At 64.3% G+C, this 20,962-nt stretch carries 22 protein-coding genes; 11 read left to right on the top strand and 11 right to left on the bottom strand.

What is annotated here, in order from left to right; translation table 11 throughout:
• Positions 1-134 precede the first annotated feature (134 nt).
• On the top strand, positions 135-596 hold the full coding sequence (locus Q0C59_RS01495; RefSeq protein WP_366518796.1) for a tyrosine-type recombinase/integrase: 462 nt from the start codon (positions 135-137) through the stop codon (positions 594-596).
• Between the two features lie 501 nt (positions 597-1,097).
• On the opposite strand, the gene Q0C59_RS01500 is transcribed toward Q0C59_RS01495, so the two are convergent.
• The 11 genes from Q0C59_RS01500 to Q0C59_RS01550 form a co-directional block, all read right to left on the bottom strand.
• Positions 1,098-1,445 carry a cytochrome c gene (locus Q0C59_RS01500; RefSeq protein ID WP_008904214.1) on the bottom strand — a complete coding sequence of 116 codons (348 nt, stop codon included), beginning with the start codon at positions 1,443-1,445 and terminating at the stop codon, positions 1,098-1,100.
• Positions 1,442-2,674, bottom strand: coding sequence for a sulfite oxidase (locus tag Q0C59_RS01505; RefSeq protein ID WP_008904213.1), 1,233 nt, complete (start codon positions 2,672-2,674; stop codon positions 1,442-1,444). Before Q0C59_RS01505 ends, Q0C59_RS01500 begins: the two co-directional genes overlap by 4 nt.
• An 85-nt stretch (positions 2,675-2,759) precedes the next feature.
• Positions 2,760-3,362 carry a hypothetical protein gene (locus Q0C59_RS01510; RefSeq protein ID WP_008904212.1) on the bottom strand — a complete coding sequence of 201 codons (603 nt, stop codon included), beginning with the start codon at positions 3,360-3,362 and terminating at the stop codon, positions 2,760-2,762.
• Positions 3,359-3,892 carry an RNA polymerase sigma factor gene (locus Q0C59_RS01515; protein ID WP_050813810.1) on the bottom strand — a complete coding sequence of 178 codons (534 nt, stop codon included), beginning with the start codon at positions 3,890-3,892 and terminating at the stop codon, positions 3,359-3,361. Before Q0C59_RS01515 ends, Q0C59_RS01510 begins: the two co-directional genes overlap by 4 nt.
• A gap of 70 nt (positions 3,893-3,962) precedes the next feature.
• The gene (locus Q0C59_RS01520) at positions 3,963-4,322 is read right to left on the bottom strand and encodes a DUF305 domain-containing protein (protein ID WP_008904210.1); all 360 of its coding nucleotides are present in this window, start codon (positions 4,320-4,322) and stop codon (positions 3,963-3,965) included.
• Positions 4,319-5,713, bottom strand: coding sequence for a YncE family protein (locus Q0C59_RS01525; RefSeq protein ID WP_008904209.1), 1,395 nt, complete (start codon positions 5,711-5,713; stop codon positions 4,319-4,321). Before Q0C59_RS01525 ends, Q0C59_RS01520 begins: the two co-directional genes overlap by 4 nt.
• Positions 5,714-5,874: 161 nt before the next feature.
• The gene (locus Q0C59_RS01530; RefSeq protein ID WP_291210748.1) at positions 5,875-6,774 is read right to left on the bottom strand and encodes an anti-sigma factor; all 900 of its coding nucleotides are present in this window, start codon (positions 6,772-6,774) and stop codon (positions 5,875-5,877) included.
• A 19-nt stretch (positions 6,775-6,793) separates the two neighbouring features.
• Complete coding sequence (locus tag Q0C59_RS01535; RefSeq protein WP_008904230.1) at positions 6,794-7,297, bottom strand: RNA polymerase sigma factor; 504 nt, start codon at positions 7,295-7,297, stop codon at positions 6,794-6,796.
• Positions 7,298-7,343: 46 nt separating this feature from the next.
• Complete coding sequence (locus tag Q0C59_RS01540; protein WP_231624607.1) at positions 7,344-7,661, bottom strand: hypothetical protein; 318 nt, start codon at positions 7,659-7,661, stop codon at positions 7,344-7,346.
• 120 nt (positions 7,662-7,781) lie between these two features.
• Positions 7,782-8,213 (bottom strand): nuclear transport factor 2 family protein, encoded by a 432-nt coding sequence (locus Q0C59_RS01545; RefSeq protein WP_008904227.1) that lies wholly within the window; start codon positions 8,211-8,213, stop codon positions 7,782-7,784.
• A gap of 161 nt (positions 8,214-8,374) precedes the next feature.
• Positions 8,375-9,481, bottom strand: coding sequence for a YeiH family protein (locus Q0C59_RS01550; protein WP_008904226.1), 1,107 nt, complete (start codon positions 9,479-9,481; stop codon positions 8,375-8,377).
• A gap of 117 nt (positions 9,482-9,598) precedes the next feature.
• Here Q0C59_RS01550 and Q0C59_RS01555 point away from each other — a divergent pair, with 117 nt between their 5' ends.
• The 10 genes from Q0C59_RS01555 to Q0C59_RS01600 all read left to right on the top strand — a co-directional run bounded on the left by Q0C59_RS01555 (position 9,599) and on the right by Q0C59_RS01600 (position 20,956).
• On the top strand, positions 9,599-10,528 hold the full coding sequence (locus tag Q0C59_RS01555; protein ID WP_008904225.1) for a LysR family transcriptional regulator: 930 nt from the start codon (positions 9,599-9,601) through the stop codon (positions 10,526-10,528).
• Entirely contained in the window at positions 10,525-10,812 is a 288-nt protein-coding gene (locus Q0C59_RS01560) for a hypothetical protein (RefSeq protein WP_133156668.1), read from the top strand. Before Q0C59_RS01555 ends, Q0C59_RS01560 begins: the two co-directional genes overlap by 4 nt.
• A gap of 384 nt (positions 10,813-11,196) precedes the next feature.
• The gene (locus tag Q0C59_RS01565) at positions 11,197-11,391 is read left to right on the top strand and encodes a hypothetical protein (protein WP_291210755.1); all 195 of its coding nucleotides are present in this window, start codon (positions 11,197-11,199) and stop codon (positions 11,389-11,391) included.
• A gap of 398 nt (positions 11,392-11,789) precedes the next feature.
• Positions 11,790-12,884: an alkene reductase gene (locus Q0C59_RS01570; RefSeq protein ID WP_092701571.1), complete on the top strand. Its 1,095-nt coding sequence runs from the start codon at positions 11,790-11,792 to the stop codon at positions 12,882-12,884.
• Positions 12,885-12,910: 26 nt separating this feature from the next.
• On the top strand, positions 12,911-13,516 hold the full coding sequence (locus tag Q0C59_RS01575; protein WP_092701574.1) for a TetR/AcrR family transcriptional regulator: 606 nt from the start codon (positions 12,911-12,913) through the stop codon (positions 13,514-13,516).
• A gap of 348 nt (positions 13,517-13,864) precedes the next feature.
• Positions 13,865-14,743, top strand: coding sequence for a glutathione-dependent disulfide-bond oxidoreductase (yghU, locus tag Q0C59_RS01580; protein ID WP_251711145.1), 879 nt, complete (start codon positions 13,865-13,867; stop codon positions 14,741-14,743).
• Between the two features lie 56 nt (positions 14,744-14,799).
• The gene (locus Q0C59_RS01585; protein ID WP_251711146.1) at positions 14,800-15,486 is read left to right on the top strand and encodes a glutathione S-transferase family protein; all 687 of its coding nucleotides are present in this window, start codon (positions 14,800-14,802) and stop codon (positions 15,484-15,486) included.
• A 154-nt stretch (positions 15,487-15,640) separates the two neighbouring features.
• Positions 15,641-17,926 (top strand): selenide, water dikinase SelD, encoded by a 2,286-nt coding sequence (gene selD / locus Q0C59_RS01590; RefSeq protein WP_251711147.1) that lies wholly within the window; start codon positions 15,641-15,643, stop codon positions 17,924-17,926.
• Between the two features lie 121 nt (positions 17,927-18,047).
• Entirely contained in the window at positions 18,048-20,198 is a 2,151-nt protein-coding gene (locus Q0C59_RS01595) for an FAD-dependent oxidoreductase (protein ID WP_291210771.1), read from the top strand.
• A gap of 83 nt (positions 20,199-20,281) precedes the next feature.
• Positions 20,282-20,956, top strand: a complete 675-nt coding sequence (locus Q0C59_RS01600) for a TIGR04283 family arsenosugar biosynthesis glycosyltransferase (RefSeq protein WP_291210774.1) — start codon at positions 20,282-20,284, stop codon at positions 20,954-20,956.
• Positions 20,957-20,962: the final 6 nt, after the last annotated feature.

Genomic DNA, 20,962 nt, shown 5'->3' on the forward strand with positions numbered 1-20,962 from the left:
ACCCGTTTACAAAGCGAACAGGAAAGTCAATGAAATCAACGGTCTACCCAGACCACCCCCGCGCCAGTGCTAGCTTTGCGTACCGTCACTTATTGCACTGAAAACGAGGAGACCCCGAGGTGGCAGCCGCGGACATGAAGTTCTTGAAACGCCTGGCGCCGGGGGAGTTTTCTTATGAACTTGTTTTCTCAAAGACGAACCAGAGCGGCGTCGACCGACCAGAGAACCACAAGCCCGTGCTCGGAGCAGCGGGTGCCGCACTGGAGGATTGGCTATTGATAAGCGGGATTCGGGAGGGCGCCCTCTTCCGTCGCGTGCTCAAGGGCGGTCACCTGGGTGGGCCGCTGTCGGCCGCATCCGTGCGAGACATCGTGCAGGCGCGGTGTTTGTTGGCAGGTGTTGATGGGGAGTTTTCTGCGCACTCCTTGCGCGCTGGCTTCGTAACTGAGGCCGCCTTACGAAAGGTCTCTCTTGCAGACACCATGGCGATGACGGGTCATCAATCCGTGGCGGTGGTGCTCGGGTATCAACGCCACGGCGAAACATCAAGAAGTGCTGCTTCGAATCTTCTGGGTGAGATTTCAACGGGTTCTTGACGACTCGCTGCGGTTTACCGCGACGGACAAGCCAAGGACTCTTGTGCAGCGGTTGCTGCCGTTCGAGTTTTCAACGTGCATGCCCTTGGCGTGCCGGATTGCGATCACTCCTATTCATGCATCGTGGTAAGGCGCAGAGACAGGTTTCAGGCGCGTAGTTGACATTGCTAGAGAGTTGACAACAGCGTGCAGAGATCTGCAAGCTCGACGAGCAAGACTGCAGCAGCATCAAGCATGGTGCGATCAATCACCTGGGCGTGTCGCCAGCGTTGATGGCTTACCGCGAGCACAAGGCCATGCTGGGCAAGACTTAGGCCGGCGAGAAGTTCCCGGCGGTTGTGATGATGGGGGCTGGCTGGATGGTGGTCCCCGACATCAAACCAGGCAAGTGATGGTGAGTGGCTGACCCGCCCTGGGTCAGCCACTCAGTCGGGATCGCTGTTTGCAGGTGATCCCGTCCTTTTTGTCAGTTGGCGCAGCAGCGCTGTGGCCAACCAGCCATCACTTTGATCCACCCGAAGCCTTGGCCACGTAGGCCGCCAGGGCGGCAATTTGCGCATCACTGAGTTTGCCGTTGTAGGACGGCATCTGCCCAATCCCGTTGCGCAGCGCGGTGGCCACGCGCTTGGCATCGGGCTTGAGCTCGTCCAGGCTGGGGCCCACGGCGCCTTCGGCTCCCGCGTCCTTGAGCGCATGGCACAGGGCGCAGGCAGGCACCGCGCCTTGGCCGAACAACACCTTGCCTTGTTGAAGTTGCGCGGCATCGTCGGCGGCGTGCACGGGCAGCACTGTGAATGCCAACGACCACAGGGCAGCGACCAACGCGTGTTTTTGGATTGTGCGCTTCATGCCACGCTCACTTTCACGGCGTGGTCGGCCCAGCTGGTGTTGTTGTAGCCGCCCGCGTTTTCCATGCGTTGTTCGGGCTGCACGTTGCCTGCGGTGTCGGTGGCTCGGCTCGCCAGGGTGAACTGGCCCGCCGGCAGGCGTGCCGCAAAAACAAACTGCCGCCACGCAAAGCGGCCGAGGTCGGGCCCCACCATGCGCGCGAGCTGCCAGGTTTTTCCGCCGTCCAGAGAAACCTCGACCTTGGCCACCGCGTTCATGCCGCCAAACGCCACGCCATGGATCTGTGTGTCACCCGCTTTAAGCGGGGCGCCGTCCGTGCCGGGACCGTTGATCCACGACTTCACCGTCATTTCCTGCACCGATGGCTGCGACGGGTCGCCCTTCGCGCCGGGCGGTGAAATGCGGTAGCCGTGCGACATGATGCGTGCGTCGGTCTCCTGAGCGGTGAAGGCCAGGCGTTTGACGTACTTGATGTTGTTCACGCCCGTGTAACCCGGCACGATCAAGCGCAGTGGGCCGCCGTGGGCCAGCGAAATCGGCACACCGTTCATTTCCCAGGCCAGCAGGGCATCGGCGAGTGCGGCAGCAGGCACCGAGCGTTCCACGATCACGCTCTTGGGGTCCAGTCCATCGGGGAGTTTTTCGCCGCCTGTGCCGGTGAGGTAGGCCATGCCGGCCTCCACGCCGCCCAGGGCATCCACCACCCAGCGCACCGGCACACCGCTCCACACCACACAGCCTGCTGCGCCCACTTGCCAAGGCGTTCCACTGGGCTTGTTGGGGAAGTAGCCGCGTCCGTTGCCAGAGCATTGCAACACCATCGCCGTGGTCTCGATGCCCATGCGCTTGAGGTCGCCCAGCGTGAGTTTGCGCGGGTTCTTCACCCCCTCGATGTTGATCTCCCAGGCATCGCGGTTGCCCAGGATCGAGACGTCGGGCGCGGGCAGGTTGTTGCGGATGTAGAGCTGCTCGGACGGCGTGATTACGCTGGTGCCGAACACACTGCGCTTGGTCTCAATGGTGGTGCTGCTGTGCACGATCAGGCTGGCCGGGTCCTTCCAGCCCACGTACGCTGGCAGAGGCTTGGCAGCACCGGCCACGGCGACGGGCGCGGTCTCACCAGCAGCGGCTGCGGTGCGGCCAAAGCTGGCCAGACCAACGGCAGCCAAAGCAGCGCCGCTGCCGGCCAGCAGGTGGCGCCGGGGGAGCGAGGTGGGTTGTTGGTTCATTTCTGGGGTCTCCGGTGGTTGGGCGTCGTGCGCCGGTTGGGGTGAAAGGGGTGAGCGGTTGATTCGTTGACAGGGACGCGGTGCCTCAGCCTGGCCCGGACACGGGAGGTGCCTGCAGTGCCGTCTGCGCGACCGCCAGTGCCTTCTTTTTCTGGGCCACCAGCAACAAGGGCTTGCCCTCGCGCGAGCGGATCACCTTCCAGTGCACGTTGCTCCACCAGCCGCTGGCCTCGCGCAGGTCCACAGGCTGGTCAAAGGCATACACCGTCACCATGCCGCCCTTCTCGAAGAACGTGGTGAGGTGGTAAGCGAGGTGACCTTCGATATCGCATGGCCGCATGAGTTGGGGAAACCCGGGCACCACGTTGGCGTCCCGCATGCCCAGGTGCATGAGCAACTGGCGCTGCTCCATGAAACTGCCCCGCAAGCTGCGCTCGTGGTATTCGTGGTCGATCGCGTCGCGCACCATCGCTGGCGGTCGCACGGCTAGCACCCCGCCGCTGGTGCCACCGGCCAGCAAAAGCGCAGCCAGAAAACGCTGCAAGCCGCGTCGCGCCAGCAGCGGCTGCGGCTTTCGGTACAGGTGTGCCGGTGCGTCGCTGGCCTCGAAGGCGATCGCCAACTCGGCGCGCGCGCGCAAATCGAATTCGCTGTCGGGCAGGAAAGGCGCGTCGGTATCGGGGCTCATGTCTTGGTCCTGCGAAACGGGGTAACGTTGACATCGGCCTTGGGTGTCGCAGGTACCCCCATGGCCAGCTTCAAAGCGTCGCGCGCACGGGCTAGGCGCGACAACACCGTGCCGGGCGCGATCTCCAGCGCCTCGGCCATCTGGGCGGTGGGCATGTCGTCGAAATAAAACAGCACCAGCACCTCGCGGTGGATGGGCGCCAGGCGCGCGAGCGCCTTGACGACATCGAGTTTGTCGTCCAGCCCCGCGTCGGGCGCCGCTTGCTCGGGCTGCTCTTCATCGTCCAGCGACTGCATGCTGGGTGCGGCCTGGCGAAAGGCGGCGCGGCGCATGATCTGAAAGAGCCAAGCCCGTGCCAGCGCAGCGTCGCGCAGTTGCTCCCGGTGCTTCCAGGCGTTGGCAAAACAGTCTTGCACCACGTCTTCGGCAATGGCGCGCGAACCAGTGAGCGCCCACGCACTGCGCAGCAAAAAACGGTAGTGCTCACGCACCCATTGGTTATAGCGGGACTCGGCAGACTGGAACAGCATGGTGATCAAGAGCGCTGCGTGGCTTGGTTCATTCCGTGGCGCTCATCGGTACTTTCCCTAGGGCTGTCGATCAAGGCCCCCGCGTCCCACCCAGCGACGGAAATTCCGCTTCCGCACCTTTGGCTGTGCGCTGCTGCAGGGTGTGCAGTCGGCGTTGCATGCTCTGGATCTCCACCGTCTGCCCGGCAATGATTTCCTCGGCCAACTGCCGGGTGACAGGATCGCGCCCATGCTGCAACACCAGCCGCGCCATGTCCACAGCGCCGGCGTGGTGCGGAATCATCATCGCCAGAAAGTCCTGGTCGGCCTGGCCTGCGTAGCCCGGGCTGTGCATGGCCTGCATCATGCGGGCCATCGATTCGTCCATATCCCGCTGGAATGCGCTGGTGTGCGCGGCGCTGGCGCCGTGGCTGGTGTGCGCGCCGCTCATGCCGTCTGGCCCTTCTCGCCCACACGCACGTAGACGAGGTTGATGCTCTTTTTGTTGCGCAGCGCGCCAGAGGGCAGCGTCAGATTGCCCAGGGGGATCTGCGCAATGAAGGTCGGGCGCAGCGGGTCGCTCACATCAAATGCACTGCACACGGTCTGGCCCGCGTTGGGCGTGCCGGGCAGCTCGTCCTGTTCGTGGGCCACATACAGCAGCGTGTTCTCGGGGTTGGTCCACAACCCGTGCGACTCGCGGCCACGGCTGGAGAAGGTGCCCACCACCTTGCGCTGTCCGCCCGGAGCGCTGCGGTCGATGATGGCGATCGGGCTCGACGCCACGCCGCCGGGGCCACCATCGTCGATGCGCGCCAGGCTGGCATAGACCACGCTGCCGCGCGCATTGCGCACGAACTCAACGTGGTTGGGCCGAGCGCCCATGCCGAGTGGCACGGTGTCGATCAGGTCGAAGCCACCCTGCGTCGAGCGGCAAGACACCGCATCAGCCAGCTTGTGCGAGAACCACACCTCGGCACCGTCGGGTGTGGTCTTCATGAAGGGCGTGAAGCCGGGTTTGTCCTGTGCGCTGATGTCCAGCGTGGTCAGCCGCTGCGGTTGGCTGTGGCCATCCGCGCCGGGGTTGACGCGGAACACGTCGATCTTCGACACCTTCTGGCTGGCCACAAAGGCCAACGTACCCTCACGGTTGAACCACACCTGCGCCGGGCCGCTCAGCGTGGGCAGGTATTGGCGAACCGCGCTGGAGCCCGGGCTGTCGGCCCCCTTGAGCTGGCGAACGGCACGATCGACGCCGACGATGGCAATACGGTCTTCACCGCGCAGCGTGACCCACAGCTCGCGGCCGTTGCGCGTGAAAGTGGGCTCGTGCGGTTCGCGGCCCAGCAGCAGGCCACTACTCAGGCGCTCGGGGTTGGTGGTGGGCCCAGACGCAGGGTTGGGTGTGTTGCCGATGACGCGGCGCTGCTCGGCGTCGATCAGATAAATGTTGCTGGAGCCGCGCCCGCTGGTGGCCAGCAACCGGCCATCGGGCGACGGCACCGCGCCGTGCGCATCGATACAGCCGTGGTACAGCGGCTTGTGGACCATCGCCGCGTGCGTTGGCGCCACGCCGGCCGTCACAAAGCGAAACGGGGGACGAGGGTCTTCGTCGAAGCTGGTCAGGTTGATCGTGCTCTCGACGGTGTTCGTCTTCGGATCGATGACGACCAGCGTGTTGGAGTCTTCATTGGTGATGAAGACGCGGTCGCGCGGGTCGATGCCGGTGGCTGCGGCTCCCGCTGAAGCGCCGGACGGGGCCTGGGCATGTGCTGCGGGCAGCGCGCTGGCTGCCGCGGCGGCCAGGGTGTACTTGAGAATGTCGCGGCGTTGGGTGGTCATGTGTGCTTTCTGAGTTGGTGTGGAGAGTGATCGCTTGGGTCGTGGGCCGGCAGCCGCCGATGAACCACTGCCCAGCGCTTGCTTCAGGTCAAGAGCGCGGCTCGGGCCGTTTCATTCCCTGGGCATGCCGACAGCGCGTCGCGCCGACGCCGCCCTGGCCTTCAGCGCGGGGTGCCAAGTTGCCGATAGACCTCGGCCGACACCTGCGCCAGCACGCTGCGGTCGGCGTCGGACGACAGGGCGTAGCCGAAGGGACCGTCGACCCAGTAGAAGACATTGACCACACCTTCGCGTGCGAAGCGGAAGGCCGTGTCTGTGTTCTTCACGCTGGCCTGCAGTGCCTTGTCCGGCCTCGCGGCACTGCCCACGTCGGCGACATCGTTGGACACGTACAGCGTCAGCTTGCTGCCGAGCTCGTTGCGGTACATGAACTGCGCCACCGGCCCCTGGCCGCCCGGCAACAGGCGCCCGCCTTCCAGCGTGTAGCCCTGGGCCTGCAGGTGCGGCGGCTTCATCGGCGCGCCCATGCGCTTGGACAGCCATGCCACCAACTGGTCCTCGTGCGCCGCGTCCACCTCGACCGGGCGGCGCGCGTCGGGACTGTATACCGCGTGAGCCACCGCCGCGCGCTGCGCGAAGCCGCCCGCTGACGCCAGCGTCAGGCCGCGCTCGGCGGGTGCCGCGGCGGCCATGCGGCCGGCATCGTCGCCCCCCGCGGGCAGGCCGCCCCGCAAGCCCCAGCCTGTGGCGCCGCTGATGACGGCGATGGCGATCCCAGCGGCCAGGCGCTGGAGGTACCAAGGCGTCTGCGGCACGGCGCGCGGGCGCGCCGATTTCAGCAGGCGCTGCGGCGGCTGTTCATCCAGCACGGGATCGAACAAGGCGTGCAGTTCGCGCTTATGCGCCCGGTAGGCCTCCAGGCGCTGCGCGTCTTCAGGGCGTGCGGCCAGATAAGCGGCGATCTCGACCTGGCGCTCAGCGGGCAGGCGGCCATCAACGAACGCATGCAGGTCGGCCTCGGTGACCGGGGGAATGGACGGTGGCGGACGGTCGGTATTCATGGGTTGCTTCGCAATACATTCATTTGACGACTTTCAGCCGCACCGGTTCTGCGCGGCCTTCCATCAGGCCGCGCAGGCGCTCACGGCCTCGCGACAGGCGCGACATCACGGTGCCGATGGGGATACCCAGGGCCTGCGCCACATCGGCATAGGCCATGTCTTCCAGCGTCACCAGAAGAAGCACTTCCTTCTGCTCGACGGGCAGCAAGTCCAGTGCAGCCTGCAGATCCAGTACAGCCAGCCTGTCGGTTTGTGTCGGCGCCACCGGCACTTCGGGCGTGTCGTCGTCCATGGTCACGGTGTGCAGCCTGGGACGGCGCACGCCATCGACGTGCAGGTTGTGCATGATGCTGAAGAGCCAGGCGCGCATGTCGGCCACGCCGCCCCACAGGTTCGACTTGGCCCAGGCCCGCTCCAGCGTGTCCTGCACCAGATCGTCGGCGTCGTCACGGTTGTTCACCAGCGCGCGCGAATAGCGGCGCAGGCGCGGCACCCAGCTCAGCAGGCTTGCGTCGTCTTGCATCGGGGGGTCGTGGCCTGAGGGACTGGACGGAAGTCGACAGCAAATGTCATTCCTTGATGATGTGCCAGACGTCTTTGAAGTTGTCGCCGGCGCGGTCGCCGGGCTTCTGGTCGGCCTGGTAGGTGTAGACCGGCTTGCCCTTGTAGGCCCACTGGCGCGCACCGTCGTCGCGCATGACGATCGTGTATGCACCGGCGGGTTGGTCGCTGGCGGCGGCCATCGCGGGCGGCCACAGCGCGGCGCAGCCGCCGTTGCAGGTGCTCTTGCCGCTGCCTGCCACGTCCTTGTCGAAGGTGTAGAGCGTCATGCCCTTGGCGTCGACCAGCGCGCCGTTGGCGAGCTTGGCCGGCGCGTCGGCAGCCATAGCGCCGGTGAGTGGTGCCGCGAAGGAAGCCGCTGTGATCAGCAGCGCGGCCAGAGTCGAAAGGTGCTTCATGGGGTTGTCCTTTGGGGTCTGGTGGAGAGTAGCCACGCTGCGTGCCGTTCAGTAAGCCGCAGCCACCGCCAGCTTGGGGTCGATCTGCCAGGTTTCACTGACGATCTTGCCTTCACGGAACGTCAGCACGTAGCGCACCTTGATGGGCATCTTGCCTTCGAAGACGACGTTGGCCGAGACGGTGGCGCCCTTGGGGTTGGCCGATTCTTCAATCTGGCCGACTGTGAGCTTCAGTGGGCCGACGGCCTTGCCGAACTTCTCCCAGGTGCCGCGAATGGCATCGGTGGTGGCATAGGTGCCGTCGAGTGGGCCGCCTACCCAGTTCAGCTGGGCCTGGTCGGCATAGGCACGCATGACGATCTGGGTGTCGCCCGAGGCGATGGCCTGGAAGTGCGTGCGGGCGTCGTCGCTGGGGGCGGCGAAGGCGCTGCCGGAGGCGAGCGTCAGGGCGGTGGCGGCGAAAGCGAAAGTCTTGAACATTGTGGGCTCCGATGAAGGGTTGGTGTGAAGTGAAGGGGGGTGAGTGCGGGACGAAGGGTCAGATAGGTCCCGACAAAAGAGCAGACGGCGTCGGCATGCGGTCTATTCCAGAGCGTGCAAAGAAATTTAGGGTCAGGGCCCTGGGCCGTGAATTCGAGGCTTCAGCCCAGCAGGGCCGGCACCCAGCGGTTGATGAGCGCGCCTCCGACGATGAGCCAGCCGAACAAGATCAACGCCAGCAGCAGCGGCTTGGCCCCGGCCTTGCGAATGGCGCCGATGTGCGTGGCCAGGCCGAGCGCAGCCATCGCCATCGCCAGCAGCGCGGTGTCAATCTCGGTCGTCACTGCCACCACCGACGCCGGCAGCCATTGCAGCGAATTGAGCAACACGACCGCGACGAAGCCGAAGGCGAACCAGGGCACAGCGAGTTGACCCTTGGCGTGAGCATGCTCTGCCTCCACTAGGGCTTGCAGGGTGCTGTCGCGCGCCAGCCAAGCCGACAGCATCACCAGGAACGGCGCCAGCATCATTACTCGAACCATCTTCGCGATGACGGCCGAGTTGGCTGCGTCCGGGCCCACCGAACGTGCTGCGGCCACCACCTGGGCCACCTCGTGGATGGTCGATCCGACGTAGATGCCGAACCCGTTGGCGCCGCCGGGGATCAGCGCCCAGTGCCGGTTCAGCTCGAACAGCGCCGGGTACAGGAAGATCGCCAGCGTGCCGAACACCACCACCGTGGCCACCGCCACCGTGACCTGCTCGGCGCGCGCCTTGACCACCGGCTCGGCGGCCATCACCGCAGCAGCGCCGCAGATGGCACTGCCAGCGCCGATCAGCATCGCCGTCTTGCGCTCCAGGCCCAGCCAGCGCGTGCCGATGAGGCAGGCCAGTGCGAAGGTCGAACCCAATATCATCGCGTCGATGGCGACACCAGCGATGCCGACATGGTCAATGTCCTGCACGGTGAGCCGCAGGCCGTACAGCACCACGCCCAGGCGAAGCAGGTTCTGCTTGGAGAAGTTGACGCCGGCGCCGCTGGCTACCGCCAAGCGCGGGGCCCACGGGTAAACCGTGTTGCCCACGATCATGCCCAGCACGATGGCCAGCGTCAGCGCACTGAAGCCATGGTCCTGCAGCCAGGCGATGCGGCCCAGCGCGATACCGGTGGCAGCCAAGGCGCCGCTCAGGGCCAGGCCGGGGAGCATGCGTGCGAAAGCCGATGCAGAGGCCAATGTGCGTGGCTCAGGAAGTACGTTGATGGTCATGCTGCTTGCCTCCGGTTGAAGTTCGTGAGGACAAAGCTTCCGGCTTCATGGATGACCCGTCAAACGGGTTGTATCGCTAAGATGTACCCATCTAATCGCTTTGCAAACGAATCCGCCATGAATACCCTTCGCCTCACGCTGCGACAGCTGCAGATCTTCGTGGCGGTTGCGCGCAGCGGCACTACCACGGCAGCCAGCGCCGAGATTGCGCTGTCGCAGTCGGCCACCAGCTCGGCCGTGAATGAACTTGAGCGGCTGCTGTCGCTGCGCCTGTTCGACCGCGCGGGCAAGCGCCTGCTGCTCAACGACAACGGCCGTGCGTTACTGCCGCGGGCCCTGGCGCTGCTGGACGGTGCCGCCGGCATCGAGCTGATGTCCCGCGATGGCAGCGCCCAGGCGCAGTCGCTGCGCATCGGCGCCAGCACCACCATCGGCAACTATGTGCTGCCCAGGCTGCTGGCCCGTTTTGTCGCAGCGCAACCGGGCCATGCCAGTGCCTGGCGCTCAAAGGTCGTGATCGGAAACACGGCGGCCATCTGTGACGCGGTCGCTGCGTTTGAACTGGACGTGGGCCTGATCGAAGGGCCTTGCCACCAAGCGGCGCTGGCCGTCACGCCATGGCACCAGGACGAGATGGTGGTCGTTACATCGCCTGACAGCGCGTGGGCACGAATGAGCCTGGCCGGCGAGCGGGTGCCAATGCGGACACTGCGTGAAGGGGTCTGGCTGTTGCGTGAGTCGGGCTCGGGAACGCGCGAGGCCACCGACCAAAGTCTGCTGCCCCACTTGCGCTCCTACCGTCGAAGCATCGAGCTGGGAAGTTCGGAGGCGATCAAACATGCGGCCGAGGCGGGTATGGGGGTGGCCTGCCTTTCGTCGTGGGTCGTGAGCGACGCTTTGGAGGCCGGCCGCCTGTGCCGCATCTCCACGACCTTGCCGCGGCAGCTCCGACAATCTCACCTGGTCGTGCATCGCGACAAACAGCCCACCGCTTCGCTGCTGGCATTTGTCGACCAGGTATTTGGCGCCGAGAACACGGCGCCATGAAATGTGACTCCATCGAGGTCAGGCCTGAGCAGCTCGCCAGTCGGCGCTCAAAGTTTATCCACGCACCTTCAACGAGATTCACGGCAGGCTCACCTGCACAAATGCCGGATGCGGATGGCGACGTCAAGACTGCCGCATATCCACATACCGCGCGCGATGTCTTGGGCATTGCGATCCAACGGCCACCCCTTGTTTCCTTCTTTATTTGCGGCGAGAGCAATGATCAGAATGTTGCAACAGCATCAGGTCAAAGTGAACTATTGCCCGTCTATCACGCACTTTGAGGAGCACAGGGAACCCGGGTGGCGGGTATTGCGCTACGGACACTGAAGGACCAAAAGAAGTGATTCGCCCTCCCTGCTGGCGCTTGAAGAAGGCCTGCCCATGGTCCAGAACACCGTTTCGTCCGTGACGCAAAGGGCCATTCCAGAACTTTGCACTTCGCTACAGTGCCGAACGACCGGTACAGGTAATCGATCGGTCGCTTGAGATCCTGACCGGTAAGCGACCGCTTGCGTTGGCGCCCATGGACTCTGCCGTCGAACCTAAGTGGCAGCAATCAGTCTCTAACAGTCTGAAGCAGATGAAAGCTCCCCAATGACAGCGAGAAAGTTCTGGAGGTTTCGCCGAATTCCTACATGCTGGTGTTGGGTGTACCTTCTCGCTTTATGGACCTCAACGAAGTCGATCCACGCGAACTACAGCGATCAGTCAGGTTTGCGCTTGACCTCGTGGCGGCACACCGCATCGCCAAGGGCTTGGTAATCGATCAGGAACGCGTGACCGCATTGCGCGAGTCTCTCGAAGAACGACTTGTCGCGGCGTTTAGCGAGATCGACATCGGCCCCATGCCTTGGTCATAGTCGTGGCAGAAAGCTGCGCAAACACTTTCTATCGAAATAGCGCTCCAACTCATCCGCGAGCAAAAACACGAACCTCCCGATCCATCTTTTCGGCGTGAGTGAGGTCACGCTCCTACAGCGCCCTCACGCACTGACCACCGGCATGTCCTCCCACCCCTTTTGTACGAGGGTGTGCGCAACTCCTGCTTCATGGTCCCGTTGCGAGGTGTAGCACCGATACCTGGAGGTGTCGGCCGCGCAACGCACGGCAGAGTGGAGGCTGAAACCGTCGATATCGGCTCACGGCGAATGTTTGAAAGTCGCCTGGCTTGGTATCGCGCACTGAGAATAGCCTTGCAATCTTGCGCTAGACGACTGGTCTAATACAATGCATGTTTTGCCCCTAACTGCATCAATACATGAACCAAAGCACTTCGACCCTGGCACCAAGCGCCCTGTTCTCTCCCTCCGTCCTCGGTAGCGTCTCGTTGAGCAACCGCATCGTGATGGCGCCGCTGACGCGCAGCCGCGCTGCGGCAGGCAACGTACCTCACGCCTTGAACGCGCGCTACTACGCGCAGCGCGCCAGCGCCGGTCTGATCATTTCCGAGGCCACGCAGATCACGCCGCAGGGCCAGGGGTATCCCAAGACGCCGGGCATCCACAGCCCCGAACAGGTGGCTGGCTGGCAGGGCGTGACGCAAGCCGTTCATGCCCACGGCGGCAAGATCTTCTTGCAGCTGTGGCACGTCGGGCGCGTCTCCCACCCGCTGACGCAGGCCGACGGCAGCTTGCCGGTGGCGCCCTCGGCGATCCGTCCGGCCGGCGAGATCTACACCGAACAGGGCATGAAGCCCTTCGAGACGCCGCGCGCACTCGAGACCGAAGAGATCCCGGCGCTGATTGAAGACTTCCGCCGTGCCGCCGTGCATGCCAAGACGGCGGGTTTCGACGGGGTCGAGATCCATGCCGCCAACGGCTACCTGATCGACCAGTTCCTGCGTGACGGCACGAACCATCGCACAGACGGCTATGGCGGCTCGGTGGCCAACCGAGCCCGCCTGCTGCGCGAGGTCACGGAGGCGGTGCTGACAGTGTGGGAAGCGGGTCGCGTCGGCGTTCGGCTGTCGCCGGTGAACGCGTTCAATGACATCGCCGACTCCATGCCGCAATCGACGTTCGAAGCCATCACCGAACAGCTCAACGCCTACGGGCTGGCTTACCTCCACGTGGTGGAAGACCCCAGCAGCAGCTTCGACTTCCAGAAGCTGCGGCAAATTTTCAACGGCGCCTACATGGCCAATGGCGACTACGACCGTGCCCGGGCGACGGCGGCGATCGCTCGGGAGCAGGCCGACTTCATTGCCTTCGGCAAGCTGTTCATCGCCAATCCGGACCTGCCCGAGCGGCTGCGTCGTGACGGCCCGTACAACACGCCCAGGCCCGAATCGTTTTACGCCGGTGGCCCCGAAGGCTACGACGACTACCCGGCACTCGAAACAGCCGTCGCCTGACGCACCGCTCGCATACCCCTGCGGCCATGAACGCAAATCCGGTCGTCGATACGCGCCAGCAGATACTGGATACCGCGCGGTCGATCATCGTCAGCAAGGGTTTCGCCGCGGTGGGCCTGAGCGAGATCTTGGCTGCGGCGGGGGTGCCCAAAGGCTCGTTCTATCACTGGTTCCGCTCCAAGGACCAATTCGGCGAGGCCTTGCTCGAGCGGCACTTCGAGGGGTACTTGGAGCAGACGGATGCCCTGCTGGCGGCGCCAGGGCAAACCGCTGCGGCGCGGCTGCTCGCTTTCTTCGGCCGGTGGCATGCGCTGCAATCGGGTGATGACCTGACAGAGCGCTGCCTGGTGGTCAAGCTGAGCGCCGAGGTCTGCGACTTGTCGGAGTCGATGCGCGCGACGCTGGAACACGGCACGACCCAAGTGCTGGCCCGGCTGGAAGGCTGCCTGAGGCAAGGCATTTCAGACGGTGAGCTGACCGGCTGCCCCGACCCGGCCGAGGTGGCGGAACAGCTCTACCAGCAGTGGCTGGGCGCCACCTTGCTGTCCCGCGTGCAGCGCAGCTCCGGGCCGCTCGACCGGGCGCTGGCGCAGACGAGTCACTGGGTGGCGAACCAGGCCGGGCTGACCTGACCGCAATCAACACGTTCCGCGCGCAGCACGGGACCGCCAAAGGGTAGAAAATTCACATTCTTTTTTTCGCACCTCCCCCCCCGCTATCTGGCCGCTAATTCCGCTGGATGATGATGAACCGCTAGCTGTCGGACATCGGTCGAGGCTATGTGGAAGCAACCTTAACTTTAGTTTTGAGAAGTCTGGAGTGTGGGGGAGACGTCAGGCGCTTCTATACGCCTACAGGCAGACGGTACTCCGGGCAATTCAGGTGCAGCGAGCGGCTCAACACCGCTTTCCCGTAACATGAACTGTATAGCTGTACACCGCTTCGTGTCCTTCTTCCCAGACACCTGAGCAACCTCGCCCATGACCACCCCAATTGACTATGTCCCACCCGCTGTCTGGACCTGGAACGCACCCAACGGCGGCCAGTTCGCCAGCATCAACCGTCCGACTGCCGGTGCCACGCACGACCAGGACCTTCCGGTCGGCCAACACCCGCTGCAGCTGTACTCGCTAGCCACGCCGAACGGTGTGAAGGTGACCGTGATGCTCGAAGAGTTGTTGGCCATGGGCCACCGCGGCGCTGAATACGACGCCTGGCTGATCCGCATCTCCGAAGGCGACCAATTCGGCTCGGGCTTTGTGGCCGTCAACCCCAACTCGAAAATCCCGGCGTTGCTCGACCGCAGCGCAGCGGTGCCGCAGCGTGTGTTCGAGTCAGGGAACATCCTGCTGTACCTGGCTACCAAATTCAATGCGCTGCTGCCCGAAGATCCAGCCGCACGCACCGAAGCGCTGTCATGGCTTTTCTGGCAGATGGGCAGCGCCCCTTACCTAGGCGGCGGCTTCGGCCATTTCTACGCCTATGCGCCGGCCAAGTTTGAGTACCCGATCGACCGCTTCACCATGGAAACCAAGCGCCAGCTCGACGTCCTCGACCGACGCCTGGCGCAATGTCGCCACCTGGGCGGTGACGACTACAGCATCGCTGACATCGCAGTGTGGCCCTGGTACGGTGCGCTGGTGCTGGGTCATCTCTACAACGCGGCCGAATTCCTGCAGGTACAGACCTATACAAACGTCCAACGCTGGGCCCAAGAAATCGCTGCGCGACCGGCGGTTCGCCGCGGGCGCATGGTCAACCGCAACTGGGGTCCAGCAGAAGAGCAGCTGCACGAGAGGCATGACGCCCAGGACTTCGACACACGCACCCAAGACAAGCTGTCGCCAGCAGCCGGCTGAGCCATCCAGCGGCCCGACACCGCTCAGACCACCCACTCATTGCCACGGAGACCTTCATGATCAAGTTCTACTACCACCCCTCTCCCAACCCGGCCAAGGTCGCGCTGTTGCTCGAAGAAACCGGACTGCCCTACGAACTGGTGCCGGTGGATACGCGCAAGGGCGAGCAGCACGAGGCCGCGTTCACGGCGATCAATCCCAACGCGAAAACGCCGGCCCTGGTCGACGGCGACGCGGTGGTGTTCGACAGCAATGCCATCCTACTGTATCTGGCGGAGAAGTCCGGCCAGTTCCTGCCGCCAGACACGCCCGAGGCCCGTGCACAGATGCTGTCTTGGTTAATGTTCGTCGCCACCGGGGTCGGCCCGTATTCCGGGCAGGCGGTTCATTTCAAACACTTTGCCCCCGAGCCCAAGGCCTATGCGGTCAACCGCTACGACTTCGAAGCCTGGCGCCACTGGAAGATCATCGACCAGCAACTGGCCCAGCATCGCTACATGCTCGGCGAGACCTACACCCTGGTCGACATGGCTGTCTGGGGCTGGGCGCGCGCCGTGCCGTTTGTGCTCGGGGCCGCCGCGTGGGAGCAGTTGCCCAACGTCAAGCGCCTGCTCGATGAGATCAACACCCGTCCGGCCGCTCAGCGTGCCGAAGCTCTCAAGGCCAAGCACGCCTTCAAGGCCGAGATGGACGAAGAGGCACGGGCAGTCATGTTCCCGCAAAACGCCCGTTTGACCGCCTGAGCGCAGGCGGCGTCGTCGGTGCACCAACGGGCGGCGTTCGCTTGGCCGCAGCCGCTTGGTCCGGCAAGGGGCGCCGGGCTGACGCGATCCCGCTCAAATGACGGCCCATAACGTCCGAAGAGGGCTTCGACGTTCACCGACTCAACTTTCCTCCATGCAAGTTTCCGAACAACCGATCCTGCGCGACCTTGTTCTCGTCGGAGGGGGCCACAGCCACGTTGTCGTGCTGCGCATGCTCGCCATGCAACCCGAGTCTGGCCTGCGCATCACCCTCATCTGCACCGACATCGACACGCCTTACTCCGGCATGCTGCCTGGCTACATCTCGGGCCACTACAGCTTTGACGAGGTGCACATCGACCTGGGCCGTCTGGCCTCGTTTGCCGGAGCGCGCTTCATCCATGGTGAAGTGACGGGCCTCGATCGGTCCAACCAGCGTGTGCTCATGAAGGACCGGCCCTCGGTGCCGTACGACCTGCTCTCCATCAACATCGGCTCCACACCCAATGTGCGCCAGGTGAAAGGCGCGCAAGCACACGCAGTGCCCGTGAAGCCCATCGCCCACTTCAACCTCCGCTGGCTGAATCTGCTCGAGCGCGTGCGCCTGCTGCGCGATCGATTCACGATCGCGGTGGTCGGCGGCGGTGCGGGCGGGGTTGAACTGGTGCTGTCGATGCAGTACCGGCTGCGCAGCGAGCTGCAAAAGCTGGGGCGCAATCCCGATTGGCTGCACTTTGTGTTGCTCACGGCGGGCGACTCCATCCTGCCGACGCACAACGCCGGGGTACGCGCGCGCTTTGCCCGCGTGCTCAAAGAGCGCCACGTCGCGGTGCATACGCGTGCGGAGGTGCATCAGGTCGCGCCCGGTTGCCTGCACACGCGCGACGGTCGAACCTTCGATGCCGACGAAACGATGTGGGTCACGCAAGCCGGTGGGCCGGCCTGGCTGCAAGGCACCGGTCTGGCACTGGACGAACACGGCTTCGTCAAAGTCAACGACCGGTTGCAGACGCTGGACGACCCCAAAATCTTCGCCGCAGGGGATGTGGCCTCGTTCACCAACCGCCCGCTGGAGAAGGCCGGTGTGTTTGCCGTGCGCATGGGCCCACCGCTGGTGAAGAACCTGCGCTTGTGCCTGCGCGATCAGCCGACGGTGGCTTTCAACCCGCAACGCAAATGGCTGGCACTGATCTCCACCGGCAATCGATACGCCGTGGCCTCGCGCGGCTCCATCGGCTTCGCCGGTACCTGGGTCTGGTCCTGGAAGGACTGGATCGATCGCCGCTTCATGCGCCAGTTCACCGAGCTGCCAGACATGGCGCCCGGTGCCGCCCCCTCGGCTGCACCGGCCAGCAGCCTGGCGCTGAGCGCCGAAGAATCCCGCCAGGCCATCTCGGCCATTGCCATGCGCTGTGGTGGTTGCGGCGCCAAGGTGGGCGCCAGCATCCTGACCCGCGCACTCGGCAGCCTGCAACCGGTCGAGCGCAACGACGTGCTGATCGGGCTTCACTCGCCCGACGACGCCGCCGTGGTGCGCGTGCCGCCGGGCAAGGCCATGGTTCACACCGTGGACTTCTTTCGCAGCTTCATCGACGACCCTTACCTGTTCGGCAAGGTGGCGGCCAATCACGCGTTGGGCGACATCTTTGCCATGGGTGCCGAGCCTCAGTCCGCCACAGCGATCGCCACCGTGCCGCCAGGCCTCGAATCCAAGGTGGAAGACCTGCTGCTGCAAATGATGACCGGCGCGGTCGAGGTGCTCAACGCCGCCGGCTGCGCCTTGGTCGGTGGGCACACCGGTGAGGGCCGCGAACTCGCACTGGGCTTCGCCATCAACGGACTGATCGACGAGAACATGGATGGCGTCATGCGCAAGGGCGGCATGCAAGCGGGTGACGTGTTGCTGCTCACCAAGCCCATCGGCACCGGCACGCTGTTCGCCGCCCACGCGCGGCACGCCGCCAAGGGCCGCTGGATCGATGCGGCGCTGAAATCCATGGTGGTGTCCAACCAGGTCGGCGCGCAGATCCTGCGCGAACATGGCGCCACCGCCTGCACCGACCTGACCGGTTTCGGCCTGCTGGGGCATCTGGTGGAAATGACCCGTCCCTCGGGAGTGGACGCAGAGCTGCAACTGAGCGCCCTGCCCTTGCTGGATGGTGCATTGGAATGCGTTGAAGCGGGCATCGTCAGCTCGCTGCAGCCGGCCAATGTGCGGCTGCGCCGAGCCCTGCGCAACGCCGAAGACTTCGTCAAAGACCCGCGCTATCCGCTGCTGTTCGACCCGCAGACGGCGGGCGGCCTGCTGGCCAGCGTGCCGGGCGACCGGGCAGCCGACTGCATCCGTTCCCTGCAGGCGGCAGGCTACCTGCACACAGCAGCCATAGGTCATGTCAGCGGCGCGTCCGACTCACTGGAACCCGTGGTGCTCAGCGCATAAGGAGCCAGCACCAATTCGCGCCCTCCGAAACCAGCTGTAACGAAAGAGGACCCGGCAGCGACTGAAGAGCATTCGGGCAATCAACGATTGCCAAAGCCTGAACCCACGAAGCCTTCGCCGCATGAAAAGAACTCTGATCCTCGCCACGGTCGCGATGCTGGTGGCCGCCTATTTCTTGCTTGGGCTGGACCGCTACCTGACACTCGCCGCCGTGCAGGACCGCTTGGGAGACTTCGAAGCCATCCGCCAGGCCTCTCCCATCGCCACCGCGCTCGGTTTCTTCGGTCTGTACGTGCTGGCCACAGCTCTGTCACTGCCCGGTGCGGTGATCCTGACGCTCGCGGCTGGCGCCCTGTTCGGATTGGCCGGCGGCACGCTGATCGTCTCGTTCGCCTCCAGCCTGGGCGCCACACTGGCTTTTCTGGCCTCGCGTTACTTGCTCCGGGACAGCGTGCAGGCGCGTTTTGGCGACCGCCTCAAGGCCATCAACGACGGCATGGCCAAGGACGGCGCGTTGTATCTGTTCACACTGCGCCTGATCCCGGCCTTCCCGTTTTTCCTCGTCAACCTGCTCATGGGCTTGACACCCATCCGCACCGGCACCTATTACTGGGTCAGCCAGCTCGGCATGCTCGCGGGCACCCTGGTCTATGTCAACGCCGGCACCCAGCTGGCCCAGCTCTCAAGTCTCTCGGGTATTTTGTCGCCGGGTGTTCTGCTGTCCTTTGTTCTGCTCGGCGTCTTCCCCATGATCGCCAAAGCCACTCTCGGTTACCTGCAACGCCGGCGCGTTTACGCCAAGTGGCAACGGCCCAAAACCTTTGACCGCAATCTGGTGGTCATCGGTGGCGGCGCTGCAGGCCTGGTCACCTCCTACATCGCGGCTGCGGTCAAGTCCAAGGTCACGCTGGTCGAGGCACACAAGATGGGTGGCGATTGCCTGAACTACGGCTGCGTGCCCAGCAAGGCATTGATCAAGTCGGCCAAACTCGCCCAACAAATGCGCCATGCAGATCACTATGGACTGGAGGCTGCCACACCGGCCTTCAGTTTCCGGCAGGTGATGGCGCGGGTGCACCGGGTCATCAGCGAGATCGCTCCGCACGACAGCGTGGAGCGCTACACCGGGCTGGGTGTCGAGGTCCTGCAGGGTCGCGCCAAAATCGTGGACCCCTGGACGGTCGAAGTCACCCTCAACGACGGTGGCATCCAACGCCTGACCACCCGCAGCATCGTCATCGCCGCGGGTGCTCGCCCCTTCGTGCCGCCGCTGCCTGGGCTGGACGACGTGGGCTATGTCACCAGCGACACCCTGTGGGATGAGTTCGCCAAACTGGACACGCCTCCGGCGCGCATGGTGGTGCTGGGCGGTGGTCCGATCGGCTGCGAGCTGGCACAGAGTTTCGCGCGCCTAGGCTCAAAGGTCACACAAATCGAAATGGCGCCCCGGATCATGATCCGGGAGGACCAGGAGGTGTCCGACCTCGCTCGCGATTCGCTGCAACGCGACGGTGTGGATGTACTGACCGGTCACAAGGCACTGCGCTGCGAGCGGGAGGGAGACCACAAGTTCATCGTGGTGGAACATCAGGGTCAGGAAAAACGCATCGGGTTCGACACTTTGCTGTGCGCAGTCGGCCGATCGGCACGGCTGCAGGGCTACGGACTGGAAGATCTGGGCATACCAACCGAGCGCACGGTGGTGGTCAACGAGTACCTCGAAACGCTCTACCCCAACATCTTTGCTGCGGGTGACGTGGCCGGACCATTCCAGTTCACCCACACCGCCGGGCACCAGGCCTGGTACGCCGCCGTCAACGCGCTGTTCGGCGGCTTCAAGAAATTCAAGGTCGACTACTCCGTCATCCCCTGGGCCACCTTCATAGAGCCCGAGGTTGCCCGGGTGGGACTGAATGAACAGGACGCCAAGGAAAAGAACATTCCCTACGAAGTCACGAAATACGGCATTGACGATCTGGATCGCGCCATCGCAGATGGTTCGGCACACGGATTCGTCAAGGTGCTGACCGTGCCGGGCAAAGACCGCATTCTGGGCGTGACCATCGTGGGCGAACATGCAGGCGACCTGTTGGCCGAGTTCGTGCTGGCCATGAAGCACGGGCTTGGACTGAACAAGATACTGGGCACCATCCACACCTATCCCACAATGGCCGAGGCGAACAAATACGTCGCTGGTGAATGGAAACGCGCTCACGCTCCTCAGCGCGTCCTGGCCTGGTTGGGTCGCTATCACGCCTGGCGCCGAGGCTGAACAATGACCACCATGGAACTGGCGCCCTGCACTGCGGTTGGCCGGCCTGGTGTTTTATGAAGACCTTCGTGCCTCACACCCCCATGCGTCTGTCCATCATCGTCCCCATGCTCAACGAAGCAACGGGGCTGCCCCGCCTGCTGAATCGGCTGTCCGTGCTGAAGAGCCAGGGATGCGAGGTACTGATCGTGGACGGTGGAAGCGATGACGGCTGCGCTGAATTGGCCGCTCGAAAGGGCTTGCAGGTTCTGACTTCGCCAAGAGGTCGCGCCCGGCAGATGAACCACGGCGCTGCTCATGCGACGGGCAACGTGCTCCTGTTCCTGCACGCAGACACCGTTCTGCCCGAGGGGGCGATCATCACCATCCGCCGAGCGATGCAAAGCTCCGGTGCCGTCTGGGGCCGTTTCGATGTGGTCATCGACGGACCTCATCCCATGCTGCGCGTGGTGGCCCAGCTGATGAACCTTCGCTCGCGCTGGACGGGCATCGCCACTGGTGACCAGGCGATGTTTGTCACCCGCGAGGCCTTCAATGCAGCGGTTGGATTCCCCGACCAGCCCTTGATGGAAGACATCGAGTTGTCCAAGCGCCTCCTCGAACGATCGCGCCCTGCTTGCATCGGAAACACCGTGTTGACGTCGGGACGCCGATGGGAGAGCCGTGGCATCTGGCGAACCATCCTTCTGATGTGGCGGCTGCGCTGGGCGTACTGGCGAGGAGCACCTGCGGATCAGTTGGCACAGCTGTACAAATAGGACACC

The organism is Hydrogenophaga sp., from assembly GCF_022844385.1.
Taxonomy (GTDB): Bacteria; Pseudomonadota; Gammaproteobacteria; order Burkholderiales; family Burkholderiaceae_C; genus Hydrogenophaga.